Here is a 25090-nt window from a genome sequence, read left to right on the forward strand (position 1 = left end):
ATCCGCAACCTTCTGATTTTTTCGCGCAATTCGGGGCCGGAATCCGTCAGAATGTACAAAAACAGGATTTTTTCCCGAAAAATGGACGAATGGGCGGAAAAATTGGGCAAAAAAAGCCCGGCTTTCGGGAAGCCGGACGAAAAAATCAGGGGATATTCCAAAGAAATGCATTGACGCGGAAGAAAAAATGTGGTAAAATCAATACCCAATGCTGTGAAGTGCGGCGCAGGCCAACCTCCACCTCATGGTCAGATTATACCACAGACCGCGCCGCACGGCAAGGGACTAAAATGAAAAAGCAGCAACTGACCCACGCGTGTCATTGCTGAGACAGCGCACGAAACGACGACAGAAAGGCGTGATCAAGCAAATGCAAGTCAAGGACGTGAACTATGGCAAGACCGTTCGCAAGAGCTATGCCAAGTATCAGGAGATCCTGCAGATGCCCAACCTGCTGAAGATCCAGAAGGACTCCTACGACTGGTTCCTGCGGGAGGGCCTGCATGAGGTCTTCCGCGATGTGGCCGCCATCAGCGACTACACCGGCAACCTCGAGCTGTCCTTCCTGGACTACTCCCTCGATGAGAAGCCCAAGTACACCATTGAAGAGTGCAAGGAACGCGATGCCACCTATGCGAAGCCGATCAAGGTCCGCGTGCGCCTGCTCAACAAGCAGTCCGGCGAGATCAAGGATCAGGAGATCTTCATGGGCGATTTCCCGCTCATGACCAACGGCGGCACGTTCGTCATCAACGGCGCAGAGCGCGTCATCGTCTCCCAGATCGTCCGCAGCCCCGGCATGTACTTCGGCGACACCGTGGACAAGGCCGACCAGCACATCTATACCGCAACGGTCATCCCGTACCGCGGCGCATGGCTGGAATATGAGACCGACCTGCAGGACGTGTTCTACGTCCGTATCGATAAGAACCGCAAGCTCCCCATCACCTGCCTCATTCGCGCTCTCGGCGTGGAGACCGACGCGCAGATCCTGGAGCTGTTCGGCGAGGATCCCCGCATCGTCGCCACGCTGGAGCGCGACCCGTGCAAGACCCGCGAGGACAGCCTCCTCGAGATCTACCGCCGTCTGCGTCCGGGCGAGCCGCCCACGGTCGACAACGCCGCGGCCTATCTCGACGCGCTGTTCTTCGATCCGCGCCGCTACGACGTCTCCCGTGTCGGCCGCTACAAGTTCAATAAGAAGATGGACATCTGGACCCGCCTGAGCGGTCAGGAGCTGGCCGAGCCGGTCGCTGACCCGCTGACGGGCGAGATCCTTGCCATGCCGGGCACCGTCCTGACCCGTGCACAGGCGCAGGCCCTGTCGGCCCGCGGCGTGTGCGACGCCGTCATCCGCGTCGGCGACAAGGACCACAAGGTCTTCTCGAACTACATGGTCGACATGAAGAACTTCGTGGACTTCGACCCGGAGCAGTACGGCATCCACGAGAAGGTCTGCCGCAAGGTCCTGTTCGAGATGCTCGAGCAGCTCAAGGGTGCGGCTCCCGAGGCTTGGGAGGATGCCATTGAGGAGCGCCGCGATGAGCTCATCCCGAAGCACATCACGCGCGACGATATCCTCGCCACCATCAACTATCTCAACTGCGTCGTCATCGGCGCGGGCACGACGGACGACATCGACCACCTCGGCAACCGCCGTCTGCGCTGCGTGGGCGAGCTGCTGCAGAATCAGTTCCGCGTCGGCTTCACCCGCCTCGAGCGCGTCATCCGCGAGCGCATGACCGTGCAGGATCTCGATACCGTTACGCCGCAGAGCCTCATCAACATCCGCCCGGTCACGGCGGTCATCAAGGAATTCTTCGGCTCCTCGCCGCTGTCCCAGTTCATGGATCAGAACAACCCGCTGGCAGAGCTGACGCACAAGCGCCGCCTGTCTGCCCTCGGCCCCGGCGGCCTGAGCCGTGAGCGCGCTTCCTTCGATGTCCGAGACGTCCACTACAGCCACTACGGCCGTATGTGCCCGATCGAGACGCCGGAAGGTCCGAACATCGGCCTGATCAACTATCTGGCGAGTTACGCCCAGATCAATGAATACGGCTTCGTCGAAGCGCCGTACCGCAAGGTCGAGCGCATCTATGACGAAAACGGCAAATATGTCGGCTCCCGCGTGACGGATGAGGTGGAATACATGTCCGCCGACGTCGAGGACGACTACCATATCGCGCAGGCAAAGGAGCCGGTCGACGAGAACGGCATGCTCCTCAATGAGCGCATCACCTGCCGCCACCGCGACGAGATCATCGCCGTCGATCGCGAGGTCATCGACTATATCGACGTCTCGCCGAAGATGATGACCTCCATCGCAACGGCCTTCATCCCCTTCCTGCAGAACGACGACGCGAACCGTGCCCTGATGGGCGCGAACATGCAGCGTCAGGCCGTGCCGCTGATGGTCACGGAGGCTCCGATCGTCGCTACCGGCGTCGAGCAGAAGTGCGCCGTGGACTCTGAGGTCTGCATCAAGGCCGAGGGCGACGGCGTCGTTACCCGCGTCTCCGCCGACGGCGTGAGCGTCCGCTATGACGACGGCAGCGTCCGCGACTACACCCTGACGAAGTTCGCCCGCTCCAATCAGGGCACCTGCGTCAACCAGCGCCCGATCGTCACGGTCGGCGAGCGCGTGACGACGGAGCAGGTCCTGGCCGACGGCCCCGCCTGCTCGCAGGGCGAGATCGCACTGGGCAAGAACGTGCTTGTCGGCTTCGTCACCTGGGAAGGCTATAACTACGAGGACGCCATCCTGCTCAATGAGCGCTTGGTGCGCGAGGACGTCTTTACGTCCATTCATATTGAAGAATACGAGACCGAGTCCCGCGACACGAAGCTCGGGCCGGAAGAGATCACCCGCGACATCCCGAACGTCGGCGAGGACACCCTCAAGGACCTCGACGAGAACGGCGTCATCCGCATCGGTGCAGAGGTCAAGTCCGGCGATTATCTCGTCGGCAAGGTCACCCCGAAGGGCGAGACCGAGCTGACGGCTGAGGAGCGCCTGCTGCGCGCCATTTTCGGCGAAAAGGCCCGCGAGGTCCGCGATACCTCCCTGAAGGTCCCGCACGGCGAGTCCGGCATCATCGTGGACGTCAAGGTCTTCACCCGCCAGAACGGCGACGAGATGGCCCCCGGCGTCAACAAGATCGTCCGCGTCTATATTGCGCAGAAGCGTAAAATTTCCGTCGGCGATAAGATGGCCGGCCGCCACGGCAACAAGGGCGTCGTTTCCCGCATCCTCCCGGAGGAGGATATGCCGTTCCTGCCGGACGGCACGCCGCTGGATATTGCTCTGAACCCGCTGGGCGTTCCGTCCCGTATGAACATCGGACAGGTCCTGGAGGTCCACCTTGGCTACGCCGCCCACGCCCTCGGCTGGAAGGTCGCAACGCCGATCTTCGACGGCGCGAACGAGAAGGACATCCGCGAGACTCTGAAGCTGGCAGGCCTCCGCGAGGACGGTAAGACGGTCCTGTATGACGGCCGCACCGGCGAGCCGTTCGATAACCTTGTCACGGTCGGCTATCCGTATTACCTCAAGCTCCATCATCTGGTCGATGATAAGATCCATGCCCGTTCCACCGGCCCGTACAGCATGGTCACGCAGCAGCCGCTCGGCGGCAAGGCACAGTTCGGCGGCCAGCGCTTCGGCGAAATGGAAGTCTGGGCCCTCGAGGCCTACGGTGCAGCCCACACGCTGCAGGAGATCCTGACCGTGAAGTCCGACGACGTGACCGGCCGTGTCAAGACGTACGAAGCCATCGTCAAGGGCCACAACGTGCCGAAGCCCGGCGTTCCGGAGTCCTTCAAGGTCCTTGTCAAGGAGCTGCAGGCCCTGTGCCTCGACGTTCGCGTGCTCGACGATCAGGGTGAGGAGATCGAGCTGCGGGAGGATGACGATGATGATGAGATCGTCTACACCGACTCCGGCCGCGAGAATCTGGTCACCGATGAGAACGAGGTGCTCTCCTCCGGCTACGGCATCGATGCCGACAGCGAGGCGAAGCAGGGCCTCGACGCTCTGGAAAAGATCATCGGCATCGACGATGACGAGGAAGAGGAAGATCCCGAGCCGGAGTGCCCGTATGACATCTCCGATGCGCCCGAGGACGAAGAATAAGGAGGAGGCAGACGATGAGCAATAAAACCTTCAGCGCGATCAAAATCGGCATTGCTTCTCCGGAAATGATCCGCGACTGGTCTTACGGCGAGGTCAAAAAGCCGGAGACCATCAACTACCGCACCCTGAAGCCCGAGCGCGACGGCCTGTACTGCGAGCGCATCTTCGGACCGACGAAGGACTGGGAGTGCCACTGCGGCAAGTATAAGAAGATCCGCTTCAAGGGCAAGATCTGCGATCGCTGCGGCGTCGAGGTCACCCGGAGCAAGGTGCGCCGCGAGCGCATGGGCCACATCGAGCTGGCCGCGCCGTGCAGCCACATCTGGTATTTCAAGGGCATCCCCTCCCGTATGGGCCTGCTGCTGGACATCAGCCCGCGCATTCTGGAGAAGGTCCTGTATTTTGCCAACTATATCGTCACGGATCCCGGCGACACGCCCCTGAGCAAGTGCCAGATCCTGACGGAAAAAGAATACCGCGACATGCGCGAAAAGTATGAGAACGATTTCGAGGCCGGTATGGGCGCCGAGTCCGTGCAGAAGCTGCTGGCCGAGATCGATCTCGAGGCCCTGTGCAGCCAGCTCCGCAGTGAGCTCGTCAACGCCAGCGGCCAGAAGAAGCTGCGCATCATCAAGCGGCTCGAGGTCGCCGAGGCCTTCCGCGCCTCCGGCAACAAGCCCGAGTGGATGATCATGAATGTCCTGCCGGTCATCCCGCCGGACATCCGCCCGATGGTCCAGCTCGACGGCGGTCGTTTCGCAACGTCCGACCTCAATGACCTCTACCGCCGCGTCATCAACCGCAACAACCGCCTCAAGCGCCTCATCCAGCTCAATGCGCCGGATATCATTATCCGCAACGAAAAGCGCATGCTGCAGGAGGCCGTGGATGCCCTCATCGACAACGGCCGCCGCGGCCGCGCTGTCACCGGTGCGAACAACCGTGCGCTGAAGTCCCTGTCCGACATGCTCAAGGGCAAGCAGGGCCGCTTCCGTCAGAACCTGCTGGGCAAGCGCGTCGACTATTCCGGCCGTTCTGTTATCGTCGTCGGCCCGGAGCTGAAGCTCTATCAGTGCGGCGTGCCGAAGGAAATGGCCATTGAGCTGTTCCGCCCGTTTGTCATGAAGAAGCTCGTCGAGGACGGTGTTGCCAACAACATCAAGAGCGCCAAGAAGAAGATCGACAAGGGCGAGCCCGAGGTCTGGGATGCCCTCGAGGACATCATCAAGGACCGCCCCGTCATGCTCAACCGTGCGCCGACGCTGCACCGCCTCGGCATTCAGGCCTTTGAGCCGGTGCTGGTCGAGGGCCGCGCCCTGAAGCTGCACCCGCTGTGCTGCACCGCCTTCAACGCCGACTTCGACGGCGACCAGATGGCAATCCACGTCCCGCTGTCGGCAGAGGCCCAAGCTGAGGCCCGTGTGCTGATGCTCTCCGCAAACAACCTGCTGCGTCCGCAGGACGGCAAGCCCGTCACCGTGCCGACGCAGGATATGATCCTCGGTACCTACTACCTGACCTATGTCCGTCTGGGCAAGGAGGAGAAGGGTGCGGAGCAGGTCTTTGTGACCGATGCGGGCGACTTCGACCTTCCCGTGAACCAGCTCGTCGACGGCGACCTTGTGGAAGCCGCGGTCGAGAAGGCCGAGAATGAGAAGAAGCGCGCCCCGTCCTATCTGCCGCTGCATGCCTATTCCAGCGTCGATGAGGCCATCACGGCCTATGCCGATGGCTGCATCGGCCTGCATGCGCCCATCCGCGTGCGCTACGGCAAGGAGATCGACGGCGTGATGCAGTACCGCATCATCACGGCGACGGTCGGCCGCCTGATCTTCAACGAGCCGATCCCGCAGGACCTTGGCTTCGTGGACCGCAGCGATCCCGCGCATCTGTTCGACCTTGAGGTCAGCTTCCTTGTTGGCAAGAAGAAACTCGGCGTCATCATCGACAAGTGCATCCGCCGTCATGGCTTCACCATCGCCACCGAGATGCTCGATCGCGTCAAAGCCCTCGGCTACAAGTACTCCACGAAGGGCGCCATCACCGTCTCCATCGCCGATATGGCCATTCCGGAGAAGAAGTACGCTCTCATCGAAGAGGCCGAAAAGCAGACAGTCAAGATCGACCGCCAGTACAAGCGCGGCTTCCTCACGAACGACGAGCGCTATCGCCTCGTTGTCCACCAGTGGGAGCAGACGATCAAGGACGTCACCGGCGCTCTGCAGGAGAACCTTGACCGCTTCAACCCGATCTATATGATGGCCGACTCCGGCGCCCGCGGCAGCATGAACCAGATCCGTCAGCTCGCCGGTATGCGCGGCTTGATGGCAGATACGAACGGCCGCACGATCGAGATTCCGATTAAGGCAAACTTCCGTGAAGGCCTTTCCGCTCTGGAATACTTCATCTCCTCCCGAGGCGCCCGTAAGGGCCTGACCGACACTGCGCTGCGTACCGCCGACTCCGGCTACCTGACGCGCCGTCTGGTCGACGTCTCGCAGGAGGTCATCATCCGCATCCCCGACTGCGGCACGACGCATGGCATCCACCTGTCCGAGGTCGTGGAAAAGGGCCAGGTCATCGAGTCCTTCGGCTCTCGCATCCATGGCCGCTTCCCGGTGCATGATATCGTCGATCCGGAGACGGGCGAGGTGCTCATCCCGAACAACCGCATGATGCATGAGGACGATGCCAAGATGCTCGAGGCACACGGCATTCACTCCGTCTATGCCCGTACCGTGCTCGGCTGCCGCGCCCGCAGCGGCGTCTGCGCCAAGTGCTACGGCATGAACCTTGCAACGTCCGAGCTTGTGAACCTCGGCGAGGCGGTCGGCATCATCGCCGCCCAGTCCATCGGCGAGCCGGGCACGCAGCTGACCATGCGTACCTTCCACACCGGCGGCGTTGCCGGCGACGATATCACGCAGGGCCTTCCGCGAGTCGAAGAGCTCTTCGAGGCCAGAAAGCCGAAGAAGATGGCGGCCATTGCCGAGATCGACGGCGTCGTCGAGATCGACGAGAGCCACCGCAGCGCGCTGCGCGACATCACGATCACCGCGGACGACGGCGAGGTCAAGCTCTATCAGGTCCCGTATTCCGTCGGCCTGAAGGTCGAGCAGGGAAAGCGTGTGCGCAAGGGCGAGCCCATCACCGACGGCGCGCTCAACCCGCATGACGTGCTGCGCATTTCCGGTGTCGAGGCCGTGCAGGAATATCTGACGCAGGGCGTTCTGGCCGTGTACCGCCAGCAGGGCGTCGATATCAACGACAAGCACATCGAGGTCATCATCCGCCAGATGATGCGCAAGGTGCGCGTCGAGGATCCCGGCGACACCACGCTCCTGAGCGGCACCGTCGTGGATGTCTATGAGTTCGAGGACGCCAATGCCGTTGTGCAGGCGCGCATCGATGCGGGCGAGACGGACCTCCGTCTGGCCACGGATTCCCTCATCCTCATGGGTATCACGAAGGCTTCCCTTGCCACGGAGTCCTTCCTCTCCGCTGCCTCCTTCCAGGAGACGACGAAGGTCCTGACCGAAGCCGCCATCAAGGGCAAGGTGGACCATCTGGTTGGCCTGAAGGAGAACGTCATCATCGGTAAGCTCATCCCTGCCGGTTCCGGCCTCGATATCTACCGCGATTTCGAGCCGACCAACTGGCCGGAGTCCTCCGTGACGCAGAGCATGATCGATAACGAGCAGAAGTAAATACAGCCTAAGTCTTCGAAGGCCCGTGCAGGGAATCCCTGCGCGGGCCTTTCAGACTATCGAAAAAGCCTCGCAGAGTTTGCGCCCGCAGGCGCAAAGAAAATGGAAATCATTTTCTCCGGCGGCGTGTACGTCGGAGAAAATACCGCTCAGTCCGCCAGTGTGCGAATTGTCCGCCCTTGGCGGGCGATTCGTGCGCGCAGCGGACTGCAAGCCTTTTGCCGGAAAAGCCCGAAGGGGTTTCCCGGCAGTTGAGCCTGTGCAGCGATTTGCTGTACGGGCCTTTTTGTGCGCCTTGGGGCTTGTTACCATAATATAGGCAAACATATGTTCAAAAATTAGGATTTTCCGGGTTTCTGGGAAAAATTTCCGGAAAAATCTCGGGCAGAATCCGAAAAAGTGATTGCATTTTTGGGGCAGGAATAGTATACTACAAGCGAAGTGGAGCGAAATGGATGAAATGTGAGCAAAATGGAGCGGAGGTGAGGGAATGTTCGGCAAATACAAGCACACGCTTGACCCCAAGGGACGGCTGTTCGTTCCCGCCAAGCTGCGCGAGGAGCTCGGCAGCGCGTTCTATGTTGCCCGTTCACTGGACCCCTGCCTGACGGTCTATACCGAGGAGGAGTGGCAGCGCATCGTCGAGCGCAGCAAGGCTGCGCCGTCGTCCAAGGCCCGCGGCCTGCGCACGTTCTTTGCCAACGTCGTGCGCTGTGAGCCGGACAAGCAGGGCCGCTTCCTGCTGCCGGACGACCTCCGCAAATATGCCGGGATCCAGCAGGAGGTCTATTTCCTCGGGCAGGCCGGCCGCGCTGAGATCTGGGCGGCAGAGCGCTACGAGGAGGAAGAGGCCAATGTCTCCGCCGAGGAGCTGGCCGCACTGATGGAAGAGATCGGGATCTGATGGAATTTCAACATAAATCCGTATTGCTGCAGGAGTGCATTGACGCGCTGAACATCCGCCCGGACGGGATCTACCTCGACGGGACGCTCGGCGGCGCAGGGCATTCCAGTCAGATCGCCCGCCGCCTGACGGAGGGGGGGCGTCTCATCGGCGTGGATCGCGACCGCACGGCGCTGGCCGCCGCAAAGGAGCGCCTGGCCCCCTATGCCGACCGCGTGACACTCGTGCATTCCAATTTTGCGGAGATCGACGCGATCCTCGATTCCCTTGGGATTCCGGCCGTGGACGGCATGCTGTTCGACCTCGGCGTTTCGTCGCCGCAGCTCGACGATGCTTCGCGCGGCTTTTCCTACATGGCGGACGCCCCGCTCGATATGCGCATGGATAAGGACGATGCGCTCACGGCGGGGGAGGTCGTCAACACCTGGCCGCAGGGCGAGCTGCGCCGCATTCTCTATGATTACGGCGAGGAGCGCTATGCACCGCAGATCGCGGCAGCCATCTGCCGGGCGCGTGAGAAGGCACCCGTCGAAACGACGCTGGAGCTGGTGGACATCATCCGCTCGGCCATGCCCGCGCAGGCGCTGCGCGAAAAGCAGCACCCCGCAAAGAGAAGCTTTCAGGCCATCCGCATCGCCGTGAACGATGAGCTCGGCGCCGTCAGCCGCATGATGCAGGCTGCGGTCGGCCGCCTCAATCCCGGCGGCAGACTGGCCGTCATCACCTTCCATTCGCTCGAGGACCGCATCGTCAAGAGCGAGATGCAGCAGGCGGCGCGCGGCTGCACCTGCCCGCCGGAATTCCCGGTGTGCGTCTGCGGCAAAAAGCCGCTCGTGAAGCTCGTTACGCGCAAACCCATCGTCTCCGGCCCTGCGGAGCTGGAGGAAAATCCCCGCGCCCGGAGCGCGAAGCTCCGCGTTGCGGAAAAACTTTGACAGAAAGGATGAGCCACCATGGCAGACCCTTATCGCAGCAACGGCTCGGCGGCCTATGATGTCCGCCGCCGGAATACCGCACAGCCTCTGGAGCAGCCGGAGCGTCTGCCGGACGCGCCTGCGCGGCACAAGCCGGCGCGCCATGTCCGTGCACGTCTGGGTATCTCGCCCCTGACGGCGCTCGGCGCGGCCGCCGCCGTGCTGATGCTGGCACTGGTGGTGTTCAGCTATATCCGCCTCTATGAGGCGCGCAGCGATGTCGGCAAGCTGCAGACGCAGCTCAGCACGCTGGAGGAGCAGCAGGCCAGACTGCAGTCGCAGTATGACAATGCCCTCGATCTCGAGCAGATCGAAAAGCGCGCCAAGGAGCTTGGCATGCGCCAGCCGGGCAGCTCGCAGATCATCTATGTGCAGGTCGATGCGGACGATACGACGGAGGTCTATGCCGCGCCTGCGGAGAAGAATGTGTTCGTCCGCGTGATCGACGCATTCCGCAGCGCCTTTACGGACGCCATCAACTACTTCTCCTGAGCCTGCCGCAGAATTTCGGGAGGGACGGCCATTTCAGGCATGGTCCCGCCGCCCGATTCATATCGTATACAGAGCATGGGCGGTGAGTGAGAATTGCCGCCCATCTTTTTTCCACTGTTTTGCCCCGGGAGGGAATACTATGAAGCAGCAACCGCAGAGAAGACGCCGCCGCGCGCCAAAGCGCGAGGAGGTCTCGACGACCCATGTGCGCAAGGGCATCTTTTTCCTGATGATCCTGCTGGGTGTCGTCAGCTTTTGCGCCGTGGCGGGCATGCTCGTGAAGCTCATGCTCGTCGACCACGATTATTATGAGGCAAAGGCCATCCGCAACCAGACCCGCAGCACGAGCGTCACCGCCTCGCGCGGCACGATCTATGACCGCAATGGCAATGTGCTGGCGGCCTCGTCGAGTGTGGAGAATGTTTTCCTCGACCCGCTGGAGCTGTCGCAGAACAAGGTCGACGTCCCGGCGCTGGCAAAGAAGCTCGCGGCCGTGCTCGATCTGGATGCGGGCTGGATCGAGGAGCAGGCCGCCGATACGAGCCTGCGCTACAAGGTCATCAAGCGCCGCCAGGCGCAGGAGGTCTGCGACAAGGTCCGCGAGATCATTGCGGAGGATAAGATCATCGGCGTGCATCTCGAGCCGGATTCTCAGCGCTACTATCCCTATCACGATGTCGCGGCGCAGATCATCGGCTTTACGAACACCGAGAACGTCGGCTCCGAGGGGCTGGAGGCCTATTATAATGACGAGCTGCAGGGCACGGCCGGAGCCGTCATCACAACGAAGGGCAACTACGAGACGCAGATGCTCTATTCCTATGAGAAGTATTATCAGGCGTCCGACGGCGACAGCATCCACCTGACGCTCGACACGACGGTGCAGTATTATCTGCAGAAGCAGATGCAGGACGCCGTGGACCGCTATGACGTGCTCAACGGCGCGTTCGGCATCGTCATGAACTGCAAAACGGGCGAGATCGTCGCCATGTGCACGCTCGGCAGCTATGACCCGAACGATTATCAGGAAATTTATGACGAGGACCTGCGCACACAGATCGAGGAGCTTTACACCAAGGCGGAAAAGCAGCCCGAAAATTCCACGGCCCGCACGGAGGCCTTCAACGCCTATAACGCCGCCGTGCGCGACGCCCGCCTGAAGCAGTGGCGCAACCGCTGCGTCTCCGACGGCTATGAACCTGGCTCGACGTTCAAGATCCTCACGCTGGCGGCGGCGCTCGATTCCGGCGCAGTCACGACGGCCGATACGTTCTACTGCGGCGGCTCCGAGAAGATCGAGGGCCGCGAGCAGATCCTCAACTGCTGGAACCATGCCGGCCACGGCAGCGAGACTACGGCGCAGGCCCTGCAGAAATCCTGCAACATCGCCTTCGCCCACATCGGCCTGCGGACGGGCGGCGGCACGCTGTATGACTACTGCCGCGCCTTCGGCCTGATGGAGCAGACGGGCATCGACCTGCCCGGCGAGGCCTCCGGCGTGTTCCACACGCGCGAGCGCCTGGCCAACACCGCCTCCTACGGCACGAGCTACCTCATCGCAACGTCGTTCGGCCAGACCATCAAGCCGACGCCCATCCAGCTCGTCACGGCTATTTCCGCCGTGGTGAACGGCGGCTACCTGCTCGAGCCCTATGTCGTCTCGGAGATCGTCGACTCCGAGGGCAACGTCGTGCAGCAGAACGCCCGCACCGTCGTGCGGCAGGTCATCTCCGAGGAGACGTCTGCCACGATGCGGCAGATCATTGAGTCCGTCGTCACGGAGGGCACGGCAAAGAATGGCAGCGTCGTCGGCTACCGCATCGGCGGCAAGACCGGCACGGCCGAAAAGACCGACCAGACCGATTCGAACGGCCAGCAGACGAACGACAAGATCGTCTCGTTTGTCGGCATTGCGCCGATGGATGATCCGGAGTATGTGGTACTCATCGCACTTGATACGCCGAACCCCGCCACCGGCACCTATATCTCCGGCGGCGTTATGGCCGCGCCGACCGTCGCCCGCGTGATGGAGGACATCCTGCCCTATCTCGGCGTCGAGCCGGATTATTCCGAGGTGGATATGTCCCGCGTGACGGTTCGCATGCCGAATCTGGCCGGGAAGACCGAGTCCGAGGCGGCTGCCATTCTGGAGGAAGATCACCTGAACTACAAGATCATCGGCGACGGCGACAAGATCGTCAGCCAGATCCCGGCCCACGGCCGTGAGCTGCCCGGCAATTCGACCGTGCTGCTCTATACGGACGATTCCATGCCGACCGACGAGGTCGAGGTGCCGAATCTGACGGGTATGACCGTGGCGCAGGCCAGCACGACGCTGTCCCAGCTCGGGCTCTATCTGCAGGCCAAGGGCACGGATTCGAATGCATGGTACGTCTTGGTGACAAAGCAGGACATCGACGCCGGAACAAAGGTCCCGCGCGGCACGATGATCGCCGTCACATTCACGGATACGACCGCACTGGATTAAAGAAGGTTGAATGCAATGAAATTACACGAGCTTTTGCAGGGCATCGAGGTGCTCGAACAGAACGCCGACCCGGAGCTGGAGCTGACGGGCGTGAGCTATGATTCCCGCTCGACCGCGCCCGGCGAGCTGTTTGCCGCCATTTCGGGCTATGCCACGGACGGCCACCGCTTCATTCCCGCCGCCCTTGCGCGCGGCGCGGCCTGTGTGCTGTGCGAGCACGACATGCCGGAGCACACGCCGTGGGTGCGCGTGCGCGATGCGCGCGCGGCGCTGGCGCAGCTCGGCTGCAACTGGTTCGGCCATCCGGCGGAGCGCCTGTGCATGATCGGCGTGACGGGGACGAACGGCAAGACGACCGTGACCTGCCTTGTCAAGCATGTGCTCGAGCAGACGCTCGGCGCGAAGGTCGGCCTCATCGGCACGATCGAAAACCGCATTGGCGACACCGTCCTCCCCACGGAGCGCACGACGCCCGAGAGCTTTGCCCTGCAGGGCCTGCTGCGGCAGATGCTCGATGCGGGCTGCACGCATGTGGTGATGGAGGTCTCGTCCCATGCGCTGGCGCTGCACCGCGTGGACGGTATCCCGTTCACGGTCGGTGCGTTCACGAACCTGACGGAGGACCACCTCGATTTCCATAAGACCATGGAGGCCTACGGGGCCGCCAAGGCCCGCCTGTTCCGGCTTTGCCGGACGGGTGTGCTCAATGCGGACGACCCGGCTTACCGGACCATGCTGCAGGGCGCGACCTGTACACCGCTGCTCGTCGGCACGGGGAAGGACGCCGCGCTGCGCGCAGAGCAGGTGCAGCTTGCGCCGGACCATGTGGCGATGGAGGTGCGGGAAGGGGAGAAGGCGGCGCATGTCCGCATCGGCATCCCCGGCCGCTTCACGGTCTCGAACGCGCTTCTGACGCTCGGCATTGCCCGCGCCCTCGGCATTGGGCTGGAGGACGCCTGCCGCGCGCTCGGCACGGCGGCGGGCGTAAAGGGCCGCATCGAGGTCGTGCCCACGCCGGGCCGCGATTACACCGTTCTCATCGATTATGCCCACACGCCGGATGGACTGGAGAACATTCTCCGTTCCGTGCGCGACTTCTGCCGCGGCCGCCTCATTGTGCTGTTCGGCTGCGGCGGCGACCGCGACCGGACAAAGCGCCCCATCATGGGCGAGATCGCCGCGCGGCTGGCCGACGTGCTCGTTGTGACGTCGGATAACCCCCGCACGGAGGAGCCGATGGCCATCATCCGCGAGATCCTTGCCGGGATCCCGCAGACGGAGAAGCCCGTCTATGTGGAGGAGAACCGCCGCAGGGCCATCCGCATGACCTTGCGTTTCGCGCAAAAAGATGATATGATAGTGCTCGCCGGAAAAGGACATGAGACCTATCAGGTCCTCGGTACGGAAAAAATTCGCTTTGACGAGCGCGAGGAAGTCGCCGCTTGTCTGCAAGAGGAAGACCATGAGCAATAAGACCCTGACGCTCGGGCAGGCCGCCGCGTGGTGCGGCGGTCAGATCGCCCCCGAGCTGGAAGAACGGCCGTTTTTCGGCGCAAATTTTGATTCTCGCCTGATCCGGCCCGGCGAGCTGTTCGCAGCCCTGCCCGGCGCGCGCGACGGCCATGACTTTGCGGCCTCCGCGCTGGAGCGCGGCGCGGCTGCCGTGCTGGCCAGCCGCCCGGTGGACGGTCCTGCGATCTATGTCGAAGACACGTCCCGCGCCCTGCGTGACATCGCCCGCGGCTACCGCGAGAGCCTGCCGTGCCGCTGCGTCGGCATCACGGGAAGCGTCGGCAAGACGACGACGAAGGAAATGATCGCTGCCGTCCTGCGCACGGCACTGCGCACGCAGTGGACGGAAAAGAATTATAACAATGAGATCGGCCTGCCGGTCAGCGTCCTGCGGCTGAAGCCGGACTGCGAGGCGGCCGTGCTCGAGATGGGCATGAACCACTTCGGCGAGCTGTCCGTGCTCACGCGCATCGCGCAGCCGGACCTGGCCGTGATCACGAACATCGGCACGATGCACATCGAAAATCTCGGCTCGCGCGAGGGCATCCTCCGCGCCAAGCTTGAGATCCTCGAGGGCCTGCGTCCCGGCGGACGCGTGATCTTCAACGGGGACGACGCCCTGCTGCGGCCGCTGGCCGCGCGGTATCACGCCGTGTGCTTCGGCCTCTCCGAGGGCTGCGACGTGCGCGCCTCCCGCGTGTGCGAATCGGCGGAGGGAAGCAAATTTACGGTCCACGCCTTCGGAAAGAGCTTTGAGGCCGCACTGAGCGTGCCGGGCCTGCACAATGTGCTCGACGCACTGGCAGCTGCGGCCGTCGGCCTGCTGCTCGGGCTGAGCCCGGAGCAGATCGCAGAAGGCCTGCGGTCCTATGCGCCGCTGCGGCAGCGGGTCAGCCATGCGGCGGGCATGACGATCATTGATGACTGCTACAACGCCGGGCCCGAGTCCATGCGCGCCGCGCTGCGGGTGCTGGCAGGCACGCCGACGGAGGGCCGCCGCATCGCTGTACTCGGCGGTATGCTGGAGCTGGGCGATTTTGCGCCGGAGCTCCATGCCGGGGTCGGCCGCGAGGCCGCAAAGACGGCGGATCTGCTGCTGGCCTACGGCCCGTGCAGCGAATGCTATGTGCAGGGTGCGCACGAGGCGGGCCTTGCCGGGGCACGGGCCTTTGCCACGCACGATGCGCTCGTCGCTGCGCTGGAGGAGACCTGCCGCGCAGGAGACACGCTGCTGTTCAAGGGCAGCCACGGCATGCATATGGAGCAGGTGCTTGCGCGCCTTTTGAAAACGAAAGAACATATGGGGGAATAAAAAATGGAACCTACGCTGATCTGGATCCTTGTTTCGGTGCTGGGCGGCTTTGTCCTGGCGCTGCTGCTCGGCCGGGGGCTTGTTCCGGCGCTGCGCGCGCTGAAGGCGGGCCAGTCCATCCGGGAAGTCGGCCCGAAGTGGCATCAGGGCAAGGCGGGCACGCCGACCATGGGCGGCATCGTCTTTATTCTGTCGTCGCTTTTGTGCATCGTCACCGGCTGGCATGCCATGCGCGAGACCGGCGACTATAAGCACCTGCTTGTGCTGGCGCTGGCGCTGATGTTCGGCCTGATCGGCTTTGCCGATGACTTCATCAAGGTGAAGAAAAAGCGCAATCTCGGCCTGACGGGCCTGCAGAAGCTCGTTCTGCAGGTGCTGGCGGCCTGCCTGTTCCTTGCCGGCATGCATTTTACGAATGCCCTGACGTATGATCTCTATATCCCGTTTGTCCGGGAGCCGCTCGTCCACATCCCGCCGCTGGTCTATCTGGCGCTGTCCGTGTTCATCATCGTCGGCTGCGTCAACGCCGTCAACCTGACGGACGGCATCGACGGCCTTGCCACGGGCGTGACGCTTCCCGTGATGCTGTTCTTCACGCTCGTGTCCATGACGGCAAAGCAGTGGGGCCTTGCCACGTTCCCGGCGACGCTTGTCGGCGCGCTCGGCGGCTTCCTGTTCTATAATTTCTATCCCGCCAAGACATTTATGGGAGATACCGGCTCGCTGTATCTCGGCGGCGCGGTGTGCGGCCTTGCCTATGCGCTCGATATGCCGCTCGTGCTGCTGTTCGTGGGCCTCATCTACATCATTGAGACGCTGTCCGATATCCTGCAGGTGAGCTACTTCAAGCTGACGCATGGCAAGCGCATCTTCAAGATGGCCCCGATCCATCATCATTTTGAAATGTGCGGCTGGTCGGAGAAAAAGATCTGGGTGGTCTTCGTCTCCGTCACCGTGATCATGTGCGTGATCGCCTGGTTCGGCGTGCGCATCTGGTTCTGATCTGATTTCTGCACGCTATCCCGCGGAGAGGAGGTGCGGCCATGTCCCACAGAGAAAAGCAACTGAAAAAGAGCGCGGTGCGTGTTGTGGAGAGCGATCTCGGCGTCATTGACCTGCCGTACCTGCTGCTGACGCTGCTGCTGGTGGCCATCGGTCTGCTGGTGCTGTTCTCCGCAAGCTATGCCCGCGCTTATTACGAGACGAAAAACGCGGCCTCAGTCTTCGTGAATCAGCTCATTTTTGCCGTGATGGGCATCGGTGTGATGTGGCTCATCAGCCGCGTGCCATATGAATGGTATCAGAAGCTGTCGCTCCTGATCCTGGCTGCGTCCATCGGCCTGCTGGTCCTCGTGCCGTTCATCGGCACGGAGAGCGGCGGCGCGACGCGCTGGCTCGACTTCGGCTTCGTGAGCTTCCAGCCGTCCGAGATTGCAAAATTCGGCGTCATCTGCTCGTTTGCGGCCATTATGGCAGCGCACACGCGGGATATGAAGACGATCCGCTACGGCGTGGCGCCCTATGTCGTGATCCTCGGCATCATCGCCGTGCTGCTCTACCTCGAACCGCACATGTCTGCGACGCTCATCATTCTGGCACTCGGCTTTATCCTCATGACGCTCGGCGGTACAGACTGGAAGTATTTGGTCGGCCTTGTTATTCTGGGCTGCCTGCTCGTTGCCGTTTATCTTCTGACGAAGGGCTACACCGGCGGACGCATCAGCGCATGGCTGCACCCGGAGAACGACCCGCTCGACAAGGGCCTGCAGGTGCTGCAGTCGCAGTATGCCATCGGCTCCGGCGGCCTGCTGGGCCTCGGCTTCGGCCGCGGCCGCCAGAAGTATCTCTACCTGCCGGAGGAGCATAACGACTATATCTTCGCCATTGCGTGCGAGGAGCTGGGCTTTGTAGGAGCCATCGGCATCCTCATCCTGTTCGCTCTGCTCATCATCCGCAGCTACTGGATCGCCATGCATGCGCGCGACCGCTTCTCCATGCTGCTGGCCGCAGGCCTGACGACGCTTCTGGCCCTGCAGGTGTTCCTGAACGTCGCCGTTGTGACGAATCTTCTGCCCTCCACGGGCATTTCGCTGCCGTTCTTCTCCTACGGCGGCACCGCGCTCATCATGCAGCTCGCCGAAAACGGCATCGTGCTGAATGTGTCGCGCAGCATTACCCAAAGTCCCAGATAAGTCAAAGGAGGCAGGCCCATGAAGGCCGTATTCACCTGCGGCGGAACGGGCGGACACATCAATCCCGCCCTTGCCGTTGCGCGCGTGCTGCTCGAGCGCCGTCCGGACAGCGAGATCCTGTTTGTCGGCGCGGAGGACGGCATGGAGGCCACTCTGGTCCCGCGCGAGGGCTTCCGGCTCGAAACGCTGCAGATCTCCAGCTATATGCGCAGCCTGAAGCCGAGCGCCATCCGGCATAACGTCAGGGCTGCGCTCTCCATCCGCCGCGCACTGAAAAAGGCGGACCGCATCATCCGCGATTTCCAGCCGGACGTCATCCTCGGCACGGGCGGCTATGCCAGCTATCCGATGCTCCACGAGGGCGCGCGCCTCGGCATCCCCACGGCCGTGCACGAGTCCAATGCCGTGCCGGGCCTCGCTACAAAAATGGTGGCCGATAAGGTCGACCGCATCCTTGTGAGCTTCGCGGACAGCCGCTCGGCCTACCGCGACCCGTCCCGTGTTATCGCGGTCGGCATGCCCGTGCGGGAGGAGTTCGTCTTCACCCGCCGCGCCGACGCCCGCCGCGCTCTCGGCCTCGACGAGAAGACGCCGATGATCGTCTCTGCCTGGGGCAGTCTCGGCGCGCGCGAAATGAACAAGAAGATCGCGCAGTTCATGAAGCTCGAATGCGAGCAGGACTGCTGGCGGCATATCCATGCGACCGGCTCGTTCGGCTGGCGCTGGATGCCGGACTATGTGAAGGAGCAGGGGGTCGAGCTGGAAAAGCACCCGCTCATCACGATGCAGGAATATATCTATAACATGCCGGAGCTTATGGCGGCGGCCGATGTGGTCATCAGCCGCGCCGGAGCCTCGACACTCAACGAGATCGCCGCAGCGGGCACGCCGTGCATCATCGTCCCGTCGCCGAATGTGACGAACGATCATCAGGAGAAAAACGCCCGCATCCTCGAGCAGCACGGCGCGGCCGTCGTACTGCATGAGAACCACTGCGACGGCGAGCTGCTGTTCCGCACGACGCAGGAGCTGCTGGCCGATGCTCCGCGCCGCGCATCCATGCGCAAAGCGCTGCAGGAGCTGGCTGTCGTCGATTCCGCGTCCCGCATCTGTGATATCATTCTGAATCTGGCTAAAACACACAAATCCTGACCGCCGCATAGGATGGGGCATCTTCCCATCCGGAGGTCGGTCATGGACATATTCTGCATCCGCGGCGGAACGCCGCTGCACGGTCGCATTGCGCTGCACGGCGCAAAAAATGCCGCGCTGCCGCTGCTGGCCGCCACGCTGGCGACCGGTGCGCGCTGCGAGCTTCTCGATTGCCCGGATATTTCCGACGTCACGGCTGCCTGCGCCATTCTGCGCCACCTTGGCTGCGCGGTGGAGCAGCACGGCGGGATCGTTGCAGTCGATGCCGGCTCCGCATGCCGGTCAGATATTCCGGCAGAACTCATGCGGAAAATGCGCGCTGCCGTCCTGTTCCTCGGGCCGCTGCTCGCGCGCTTCGGCACGGCGGAGCTGAGCCTGCCCGGCGGCTGCGTGCTCGGCGCGCGGCCGATCGATCTGCACCTGCGCGGCCTGCGCCGGATGGGTGCGGAGATCACGCTTGACGGCGAGCATATTTCGGCCCGGACCGACGGCCTTCACGGCTGCACGGTCGCGCTGCCGCTTCCAAGCGTCGGCGCAACGGAGAATCTCATCCTTGCGGCGCTCGGCTGCCGGGGAACACTGACGCTGTGCAACGCCGCGCGTGAGCCGGAGATCGGCGACCTGATCGCCTTCCTGCGCGCCTGCGGCGCAGACATCCGCGGCGAGGGGAGCCTGCTGCGCATCCGCGGCGGCGTTCCGCTCACCGGCGCGTGCCACACGGTCCTGCCGGACCGCATGGAGGCGGCGACGTATCTGGCCGCGGCTGCCGCAACGCGCGGCGACGTGACGCTCACGAATGTCCGGCCGGAGCATCTGACGGCCGTTCTGGCCGCACTCGAACGCGCGGGCTGCACGCTCACGCAGCAAAACGGCATGCTCCGCCTGCGGTGCAGCCGTCTGCGGGCGGCGGGGCCGATCCGCACCGCGCCGTATGACGGCTTTCCGACGGATGCGCAGGCGCCCCTGATGGCCGCCATGGCCGTTGCGGAGGGCGTGACGGTATTTGAAGAAAATCTGTTTGAGAACCGCTTCCGCCATGTCCCGGCCCTGCGGGCGCTTGGTGCGCACATCCATGCCGCGCGGCGCTACGCCGTTGTGACGGGCGTGCGGGAGCTGCACGGTGCAAGCATGACGGCAACGGACCTGCGCGGCGGGGCTGCGATGGTCATCGGAGCACTCTGCGCCCGTGGCGAGAGCGAGCTTGCCGGGACTGCGCACCTGAAGCGCGGCTATGCGGAGCTCGTGCCGACGCTGCGTGCCTGCGGCGCGGACATTACAGAACGCTGACAAGACCCACGGAGGGGTGGACACCATGGAACACGAGAAAAACGAGCCGCGGCGCAGGCCGCCGGAGCGAAATTCCCGCGCAGCACAGGCTGCGAAGCAGCGCCGTGACCAGCGGCGCGAGCAGGCGCATCTGGAGGAGCTGCGCCAGAAGCAGCGCAAGCGCGCGCGGCACCGCACGCGCCGCCGGATCAATCCCGGCGTCTGGAAGCGCATCCTCATCATGGCGGCGGTCGTCGCTGCCGTCGTGCTGAGCATGGTGCTGTTCTTCCGCGTGCGCTCCGTGGAGGTGACGGGCTCGGCATATTATACTGCCGACGAGATCCGCGCCGCCTGCGGCGTGGCTCAGGGCGACAACCTGCTCACGCTCTCCCGTGCGCGCATCGCCGGGAATATCATGGCGGAGCTGCCCTATGTCAGCACGGTGCAGGTCACGCGCCGCCTGCCGGACACGCTGGAGCTGACCGTGACGGAATATGACGTCACCTATGCGGCGCAGGGCGCGGACGGTGCTTCCTATCTTATCACGGCGGACGGCAAGATCACGGAAAAGATCGACGAGACCGCCGCGCGCGGCCACATCGCCGTGACGGGCCTGCAGCTCGCCGACCCGGTCGTCGGCCAGCAGCTCACAGTCGCCGGGGACGATGACGTCGCCGCGCAGGGCCAGCACGACGCGCTGTGCGCGCTGCTGCAGGCGCTCGAGGAGGCCGGCCTTACGAAGAAGGCCGCATCCGTCGCCGTGCCGAGCTCCTATGAGCTCTCGTTCTGGTACGGCGATCAGTACGAGGTCAAGCTGGGAAATTCCGAGAATCTCCCCTATAAGCTGGCCTATCTTGAAAAGGTGCTCGAAAGCCTCGCGGATTACCAGACCGGCACGATCGATCTGTCCTTCAGCGAGGGAAGCGAGGCCAGATTCACCCCGAAGCAGTGAAAACGATACGGAAAATGTAAATTATTTTCTGAAATCCGAGAAAGTCTATTGACCTGCGGACCATTCCACGATAAAATAAAACGGTATAAATCTGCATATATTATGTACGGCGCGCCGCGCCCGAACAGTGGATACATAGGAGGAGATTGTCAATGTCTGAAACTTACACAGATAAGGTCGTAAATATCAAAGTGATCGGTGTCGGCGGCGCCGGCAACAACGTTGTCAACCGGATGATCACCAGCGGCATCGGCGGAGTCGAATTCGTCGTTGTGAACACGGATCGTCAGGATCTCAATAAGTCCAAGTGCGATAACAAGCTGCAGATCGGTGAGAAGCTGACGGGCGGCATGGGCGCAGGCTCCAAGCCCGACATCGGCAAGAAGTCCGCCGAGGAGAGCCGCGCGGCCATCTCCAAGTGCCTTGAGGGCGCAGACATGGTCTTTATCACCGCCGGTATGGGCGGTGGCACCGGCACGGGCGCAGCCCCGATCATTGCGGATCTCGCACATGAGGCCGGCATCCTGACCGTCGGTGTCGTGACGAAGCCCTTCAAATTTGAGGGTGCAAACCGCATGAAGCAGGCAGAGGCCGGAATCGCCGCCCTGTCCGATAAGGTCGACTCCCTCATCATCATCCCGAACGACCGTCTGAAGTACGTTACGGATCAGAAGATCACGTTCGCCAACGCATTCGGCATCGCAGACGATGTGCTGAAGCAGGCCGTGACCTCCATCTCCGAGCTCGTCGGCTACTCCGACCGCGTCATCATCAACCTCGACTTTGCGGACGTTTCCTCCATCATGAAGAACGCTGGCCGCGCACACATGGGCGTCGGCATTGCCTCCGGCCGCGAGAAGGCTGAGCAGGCCGCCATGGCCGCCGTCGCCAGCCCCCTGCTGGAGACCTCCATCAACGGTGCAACGGGCGTCCTGATCAACGTGACGGGCGCTGCGGACCTCGGCCTCGACGACGTCGAGACTGCCGCGAACATCGTTATGGAAGCGGCGAACCCCGAGGCGAACATCATCTTCGGTGCGACGTTCTCCGAGGACTTCGAGGACGAGATGCGCGTGACGGTCATCGCAACCGGCTTTGACGAGAAGAAGCCGGAGTCCAAGGGGATCTATTCCTCCTCGAAGCCTGCCGCGGGCAGCAAGCAGCAGAGCATTCCCGCAGATGCCGCTTCGGACATCAACGACATCGACGAGATCTTCAAGATCTTCAACAAGTAAAAAACGCTCTGATCTCCCCCGGCGCAAAGCACCGGGGGAGATTTCTGCGCAATTTGCCGTAAATATCCGCAGAATGCGGTTTACTTTCACAATATAGTGTGTTAAAATAAAGATATCCAAATATCCGGAGGTGTTATCCCATGGACAGCAGGAACAAACGCTCAGATAAAAACAGCGAGCTGTACCGCGCGATCACCGCGCTGGATTCGCTCGATGACTGCTATGATTTTCTCGTCGACCTGTGCACACAGCCGGAGCTGAAGGCCATGGAGCAGCGCTATGAGGTCGCCCGCATGCTTGATCGCGGCATGATCTACAGCGACATCCTCGCCGAGACGAGCGCCAGCTCCGCAACCATCAGCCGCGTGAACCGCTGCCTGACGGGCGGTACGGGCGGCTATGAGCGCGCTTTTGCAAAAGTCGATGCGGAGGAAAAGAAATGAGCCCCGAAGCAAGGGAACCCTATGAAACGCTCGCGGGCGCGTATGACGGGCTGACGACCGATGTGGACTATGCCGCCGTGCTGCAGTTTTTCGAGACCGTCCTGCAGCGCGCGGGGCATTCGCCAAAGACCGTGCTGGACCTTGCCTGCGGCACCGGCTCTATGTCCGTGCTGTTGGCGGAGCGCGGCTATCGCGTCATCGGTGCGGATATTTCCGAGGAAATGCTGACGGCCGCCGCACAGAAGGCTGCAGCCATGGCGGAAAACCCGCCGTTCTTCATTTGCCAGCCCATGCAGCGCCTGACCCTGCCGGAGCCTGTGGAGGCCATTGTGTGCCTCCTGGACAGCCTGAACTATCTGACGGAGCCGGAGGACTGCCGCAAGACGTTTCACCGTGTCTGGCGCGCGCTGCGGCCCGGCGGCATGTTCTTTTTCGACATCAACACGCCGCAAAAGCTGCGCGGGCTGGACGGGCAGGTCTTCCTCGATGAGAATGACGAGTCCTACTGCGTCTGGCGAGCGGAATTTGACGAAGAAGAGAACTGCTGCTACTATGGCATCGATCTGTTCCGCCGCAGGGGTGCACTGTGGGCGCGCAGCTTTGAGCAGCACTGTGAATATGCCTATGACCCGGACACGCTGGAGCAGTGGCTCCGCGAGGCGGGCTTTGCGCGTGTAGAGTGCTTCGGTGACCGCACGCTGACGCCGCCCGGTCCGGAGGAGCAGCGCATGTATTTTGCCGCATGGAAGGAGTAACTGCAATGCAGGATCACATTGTTCGCGCCATCACGAAGGATGGCTTTCTGAAGGCGACGGCCATCTGCTCCACGGGGATCGCGGAGCGCGCCCGCCAGATCCACCACACCACGCCCACGGCCACAGCCGCGCTCGGCCGCGTTCTGACGGCTGCCTCGATGATGGGCAACATGCAGAAGGTCGAAAACGGCACGCTGACGCTGCAGATCAAGGGCGGCGGCCCGCTTGGGACGCTGCTGGCCGTTTCGGATGCCGAGGGCAATGTCCGCGGCTATGTGCAGAATCCCGGCATCACGCTGCTGGAGAAGTATGCGGGCAAGCTGGATGTCGGCGCTGCCGTCGGCACGGACGGCATGCTCACGGTCATCCGCGACCTGCAGATGAAGGAACCCTATGTCGGCTCCGTCGCGCTCGTCTCCGGCGAGATCGGCGATGATGTGACGGCATACTTTGCCCAGAGCGAGCAGACGCCGACGGCCTGTGCGCTCGGTGTGCTCGTCGGCCGCGACCAGACGGTCAGCGTGGCGGGCGGCTATCTCATCCAGCTGCTGCCGGATGCGCCGGACGCCCTCATAGACCGGCTGGAGGCAGGCATCCGCGCTGCGGGCGCCGTGACGCCCATGCTGTCCGAGGGGCTGACGCCGGAGGCTATGCTGCGCCGCGTGCTGGACGGCTTCGAGCTGGAGTTCCTCGAGAATACGCCGGTGAGCTACCGCTGTTACTGCTCGCGCGAGCGCGTGACCTCAACGCTCATTGCCATCGGCCGCAAGGACCTCGAGGAGATCGTCGCGGAAGGAAAGCCCATCAATCTCGAGTGCCAGTTCTGTGATCAGGTCTATACCTTCACGCCGGAGGAGATCTCAGACCTCCTGAAAGAGATTTGAAGAAACTTGAAAAAAATCGAAAAAAGTGCTTGACAAAATGGGGGCCTGCGTGTATAATAAGACCCGTCGCTGATGAGTGATCGCCACTCAGAAGGACGCAGGGGAGCATAGCTCAGCTGGGAGAGCACATGCCTTACAAGCATGGGGTCACAGGTTCGAGCCCTGTTGTTCCCACCATTATCTGGCCCGGTGGTGCAGTCGGTTAGCACGCCAGCCTGTCACGCTGGAGGTCGACGGTTCGAGTCCGTTCCGGGTCGCCATTTTTAAAGCATCTGAGCCGAGTTTTACTCGGCTCAACATGCCTCTGTAGCTCAGTAGGTAGAGCAGCGGACTGAAAATCCGCGTGTCGTTGGTTCAACTCCGACCGGAGGCACCAGATGCGGGTGTAGCTCATCTGGTAGAGCGCCACCTTGCCAAGGTGGAGGTAGCGAGTTCGAGCCTCGTCACCCGCTCCATTCGTTAACTGAAGGAACGCACCCCGCGTTCCTTTTTTACGAGATAAGTTCATATGGTGCCGTGGCCAAGTGGTAAGGCAAGGGTCTGCAAAACCCTGACTCCCCAGTTCAAATCTGGGCGGCACCTCCAAAAAAGAAAGACACGCAGATGCGTGTCTTTCTTTTTTGGTGTCAGTGTATCGAAAGCCCTGCAGAACACAGTCGGAAGTGTATGGCATCCCATCGCCCCAAAGAC

General features: G+C 62.5%; 18 protein-coding genes and 5 tRNA genes. All 23 read left to right on the forward strand.

What is annotated here, in order from left to right:
* Positions 1-329: hypothetical protein (locus ACMKFF_RS00130; RefSeq protein WP_419495671.1), on the forward strand; the 329-nt coding region annotated here is incomplete at its 5' end.
* A gap of 41 nt (positions 330-370) precedes the next feature.
* Positions 371-4132: a DNA-directed RNA polymerase subunit beta gene (rpoB, locus tag ACMKFF_RS00135; RefSeq protein WP_418488154.1), complete on the forward strand. Its 3762-nt coding sequence runs from the start codon at positions 371-373 to the stop codon at positions 4130-4132.
* 14 nt (positions 4133-4146) lie between these two features.
* Positions 4147-7839, forward strand: a complete 3693-nt coding sequence (rpoC, locus tag ACMKFF_RS00140; RefSeq protein ID WP_349135236.1) for a DNA-directed RNA polymerase subunit beta' — start codon at positions 4147-4149, stop codon at positions 7837-7839.
* 490 nt (positions 7840-8329) lie between these two features.
* Positions 8330-8743 carry a division/cell wall cluster transcriptional repressor MraZ gene (gene mraZ / locus ACMKFF_RS00145; protein ID WP_349135237.1) on the forward strand — a complete coding sequence of 138 codons (414 nt, stop codon included), beginning with the start codon at positions 8330-8332 and terminating at the stop codon, positions 8741-8743.
* Positions 8743-9678: a 16S rRNA (cytosine(1402)-N(4))-methyltransferase RsmH gene (gene rsmH, locus ACMKFF_RS00150; protein ID WP_418469081.1), complete on the forward strand. Its 936-nt coding sequence runs from the start codon at positions 8743-8745 to the stop codon at positions 9676-9678. Before mraZ ends, rsmH begins: the two co-directional genes overlap by 1 nt.
* 18 nt (positions 9679-9696) lie before the next feature.
* On the forward strand, positions 9697-10209 hold the full coding sequence (locus ACMKFF_RS00155) for a septum formation initiator family protein (RefSeq protein ID WP_419495672.1): 513 nt from the start codon (positions 9697-9699) through the stop codon (positions 10207-10209).
* 139 nt (positions 10210-10348) lie between these two features.
* A complete protein-coding gene (locus ACMKFF_RS00160; RefSeq protein ID WP_418469083.1) occupies positions 10349-12697 on the forward strand; it encodes a penicillin-binding transpeptidase domain-containing protein in 2349 nt (782 codons plus the stop codon).
* A gap of 15 nt (positions 12698-12712) precedes the next feature.
* Positions 12713-14170, forward strand: coding sequence for a UDP-N-acetylmuramoyl-L-alanyl-D-glutamate--2,6-diaminopimelate ligase (locus tag ACMKFF_RS00165; protein ID WP_419495673.1), 1458 nt, complete (start codon positions 12713-12715; stop codon positions 14168-14170).
* Complete coding sequence (locus ACMKFF_RS00170; RefSeq protein WP_349135242.1) at positions 14160-15521, forward strand: UDP-N-acetylmuramoyl-tripeptide--D-alanyl-D-alanine ligase; 1362 nt, start codon at positions 14160-14162, stop codon at positions 15519-15521. Before ACMKFF_RS00165 ends, ACMKFF_RS00170 begins: the two co-directional genes overlap by 11 nt.
* Before the next feature lie 3 nt (positions 15522-15524).
* On the forward strand, positions 15525-16523 hold the full coding sequence (gene mraY / locus ACMKFF_RS00175; RefSeq protein WP_417323975.1) for a phospho-N-acetylmuramoyl-pentapeptide-transferase: 999 nt from the start codon (positions 15525-15527) through the stop codon (positions 16521-16523).
* Positions 16524-16564: 41 nt separating this feature from the next.
* Entirely contained in the window at positions 16565-17713 is a 1149-nt protein-coding gene (gene ftsW / locus ACMKFF_RS00180; RefSeq protein ID WP_419495674.1) for a putative lipid II flippase FtsW, read from the forward strand.
* Positions 17714-17731: 18 nt separating this feature from the next.
* Positions 17732-18865: a UDP-N-acetylglucosamine--N-acetylmuramyl-(pentapeptide) pyrophosphoryl-undecaprenol N-acetylglucosamine transferase gene (locus ACMKFF_RS00185; RefSeq protein WP_349135244.1), complete on the forward strand. Its 1134-nt coding sequence runs from the start codon at positions 17732-17734 to the stop codon at positions 18863-18865.
* Between the two features lie 42 nt (positions 18866-18907).
* Positions 18908-20152, forward strand: a complete 1245-nt coding sequence (murA, locus tag ACMKFF_RS00190) for a UDP-N-acetylglucosamine 1-carboxyvinyltransferase (RefSeq protein ID WP_418488024.1) — start codon at positions 18908-18910, stop codon at positions 20150-20152.
* Positions 20153-20177: 25 nt separating this feature from the next.
* The gene (locus ACMKFF_RS00195; protein WP_418488023.1) at positions 20178-21083 is read left to right on the forward strand and encodes a cell division protein FtsQ/DivIB; all 906 of its coding nucleotides are present in this window, start codon (positions 20178-20180) and stop codon (positions 21081-21083) included.
* Positions 21084-21235: 152 nt separating this feature from the next.
* Positions 21236-22318: a cell division protein FtsZ gene (ftsZ, locus tag ACMKFF_RS00200; RefSeq protein WP_417323970.1), complete on the forward strand. Its 1083-nt coding sequence runs from the start codon at positions 21236-21238 to the stop codon at positions 22316-22318.
* A 140-nt stretch (positions 22319-22458) separates the two neighbouring features.
* On the forward strand, positions 22459-22761 hold the full coding sequence (locus ACMKFF_RS00205) for a YerC/YecD family TrpR-related protein (RefSeq protein WP_349134802.1): 303 nt from the start codon (positions 22459-22461) through the stop codon (positions 22759-22761).
* On the forward strand, positions 22758-23516 hold the full coding sequence (locus ACMKFF_RS00210) for a class I SAM-dependent DNA methyltransferase (protein WP_418488022.1): 759 nt from the start codon (positions 22758-22760) through the stop codon (positions 23514-23516). The genes ACMKFF_RS00205 and ACMKFF_RS00210 overlap by 4 nt, the downstream gene beginning before the upstream one ends.
* A gap of 5 nt (positions 23517-23521) precedes the next feature.
* The gene (gene hslO, locus ACMKFF_RS00215) at positions 23522-24400 is read left to right on the forward strand and encodes an Hsp33 family molecular chaperone HslO (protein ID WP_367927982.1); all 879 of its coding nucleotides are present in this window, start codon (positions 23522-23524) and stop codon (positions 24398-24400) included.
* Positions 24401-24501: 101 nt separating this feature from the next.
* Positions 24502-24577: transfer RNA gene (locus tag ACMKFF_RS00220), tRNA-Val, on the forward strand.
* A 6-nt stretch (positions 24578-24583) separates the two neighbouring features.
* Positions 24584-24660 (forward strand) — tRNA-Asp (locus tag ACMKFF_RS00225).
* 40 nt (positions 24661-24700) lie between these two features.
* Positions 24701-24776, forward strand: a tRNA-Phe gene (locus ACMKFF_RS00230).
* A gap of 3 nt (positions 24777-24779) precedes the next feature.
* Positions 24780-24855 (forward strand) — tRNA-Gly (locus ACMKFF_RS00235).
* 55 nt (positions 24856-24910) lie between these two features.
* Positions 24911-24985: transfer RNA gene (locus ACMKFF_RS00240), tRNA-Cys, on the forward strand.
* Positions 24986-25090 lie beyond the last annotated feature (105 nt).

This window comes from Faecousia sp. (assembly GCF_048519415.1).
Lineage (GTDB): Bacteria > Bacillota > Clostridia > Oscillospirales > Oscillospiraceae > JAZOXB01.

Bases quoted from the DNA above. Each gene is read 5' to 3' on its own strand.
- ACMKFF_RS00205 (WP_349134802.1), top strand. From the start codon at position 22,459: ATGGACAGCAGGAACAAACGCTCAGATAAAAACAGCGAGCTGTACCGC.
- ACMKFF_RS00195 (WP_418488023.1), top strand. From the start codon at position 20,178: ATGGAACACGAGAAAAACGAGCCGCGGCGCAGGCCGCCGGAGCGAAAT.
- ftsZ (WP_417323970.1), top strand. From the start codon at position 21,236: ATGTCTGAAACTTACACAGATAAGGTCGTAAATATCAAAGTGATCGGT.
- ACMKFF_RS00165 (WP_419495673.1), top strand. From the start codon at position 12,713: ATGAAATTACACGAGCTTTTGCAGGGCATCGAGGTGCTCGAACAGAAC.
- ACMKFF_RS00170 (WP_349135242.1), top strand. From the start codon at position 14,160: ATGAGCAATAAGACCCTGACGCTCGGGCAGGCCGCCGCGTGGTGCGGC.
- rpoB (WP_418488154.1), top strand. From the start codon at position 371: ATGCAAGTCAAGGACGTGAACTATGGCAAGACCGTTCGCAAGAGCTAT.
- mraY (WP_417323975.1), top strand. From the start codon at position 15,525: ATGGAACCTACGCTGATCTGGATCCTTGTTTCGGTGCTGGGCGGCTTT.
- hslO (WP_367927982.1), top strand. From the start codon at position 23,522: ATGCAGGATCACATTGTTCGCGCCATCACGAAGGATGGCTTTCTGAAG.
- mraZ (WP_349135237.1), top strand. From the start codon at position 8,330: ATGTTCGGCAAATACAAGCACACGCTTGACCCCAAGGGACGGCTGTTC.
- rsmH (WP_418469081.1), top strand. From the start codon at position 8,743: ATGGAATTTCAACATAAATCCGTATTGCTGCAGGAGTGCATTGACGCG.
- ACMKFF_RS00210 (WP_418488022.1), top strand. From the start codon at position 22,758: ATGAGCCCCGAAGCAAGGGAACCCTATGAAACGCTCGCGGGCGCGTAT.
- murA (WP_418488024.1), top strand. From the start codon at position 18,908: ATGGACATATTCTGCATCCGCGGCGGAACGCCGCTGCACGGTCGCATT.
- ACMKFF_RS00185 (WP_349135244.1), top strand. From the start codon at position 17,732: ATGAAGGCCGTATTCACCTGCGGCGGAACGGGCGGACACATCAATCCC.
- ftsW (WP_419495674.1), top strand. From the start codon at position 16,565: ATGTCCCACAGAGAAAAGCAACTGAAAAAGAGCGCGGTGCGTGTTGTG.
- rpoC (WP_349135236.1), top strand. From the start codon at position 4,147: ATGAGCAATAAAACCTTCAGCGCGATCAAAATCGGCATTGCTTCTCCG.
- ACMKFF_RS00160 (WP_418469083.1), top strand. From the start codon at position 10,349: ATGAAGCAGCAACCGCAGAGAAGACGCCGCCGCGCGCCAAAGCGCGAG.
- ACMKFF_RS00155 (WP_419495672.1), top strand. From the start codon at position 9,697: ATGGCAGACCCTTATCGCAGCAACGGCTCGGCGGCCTATGATGTCCGC.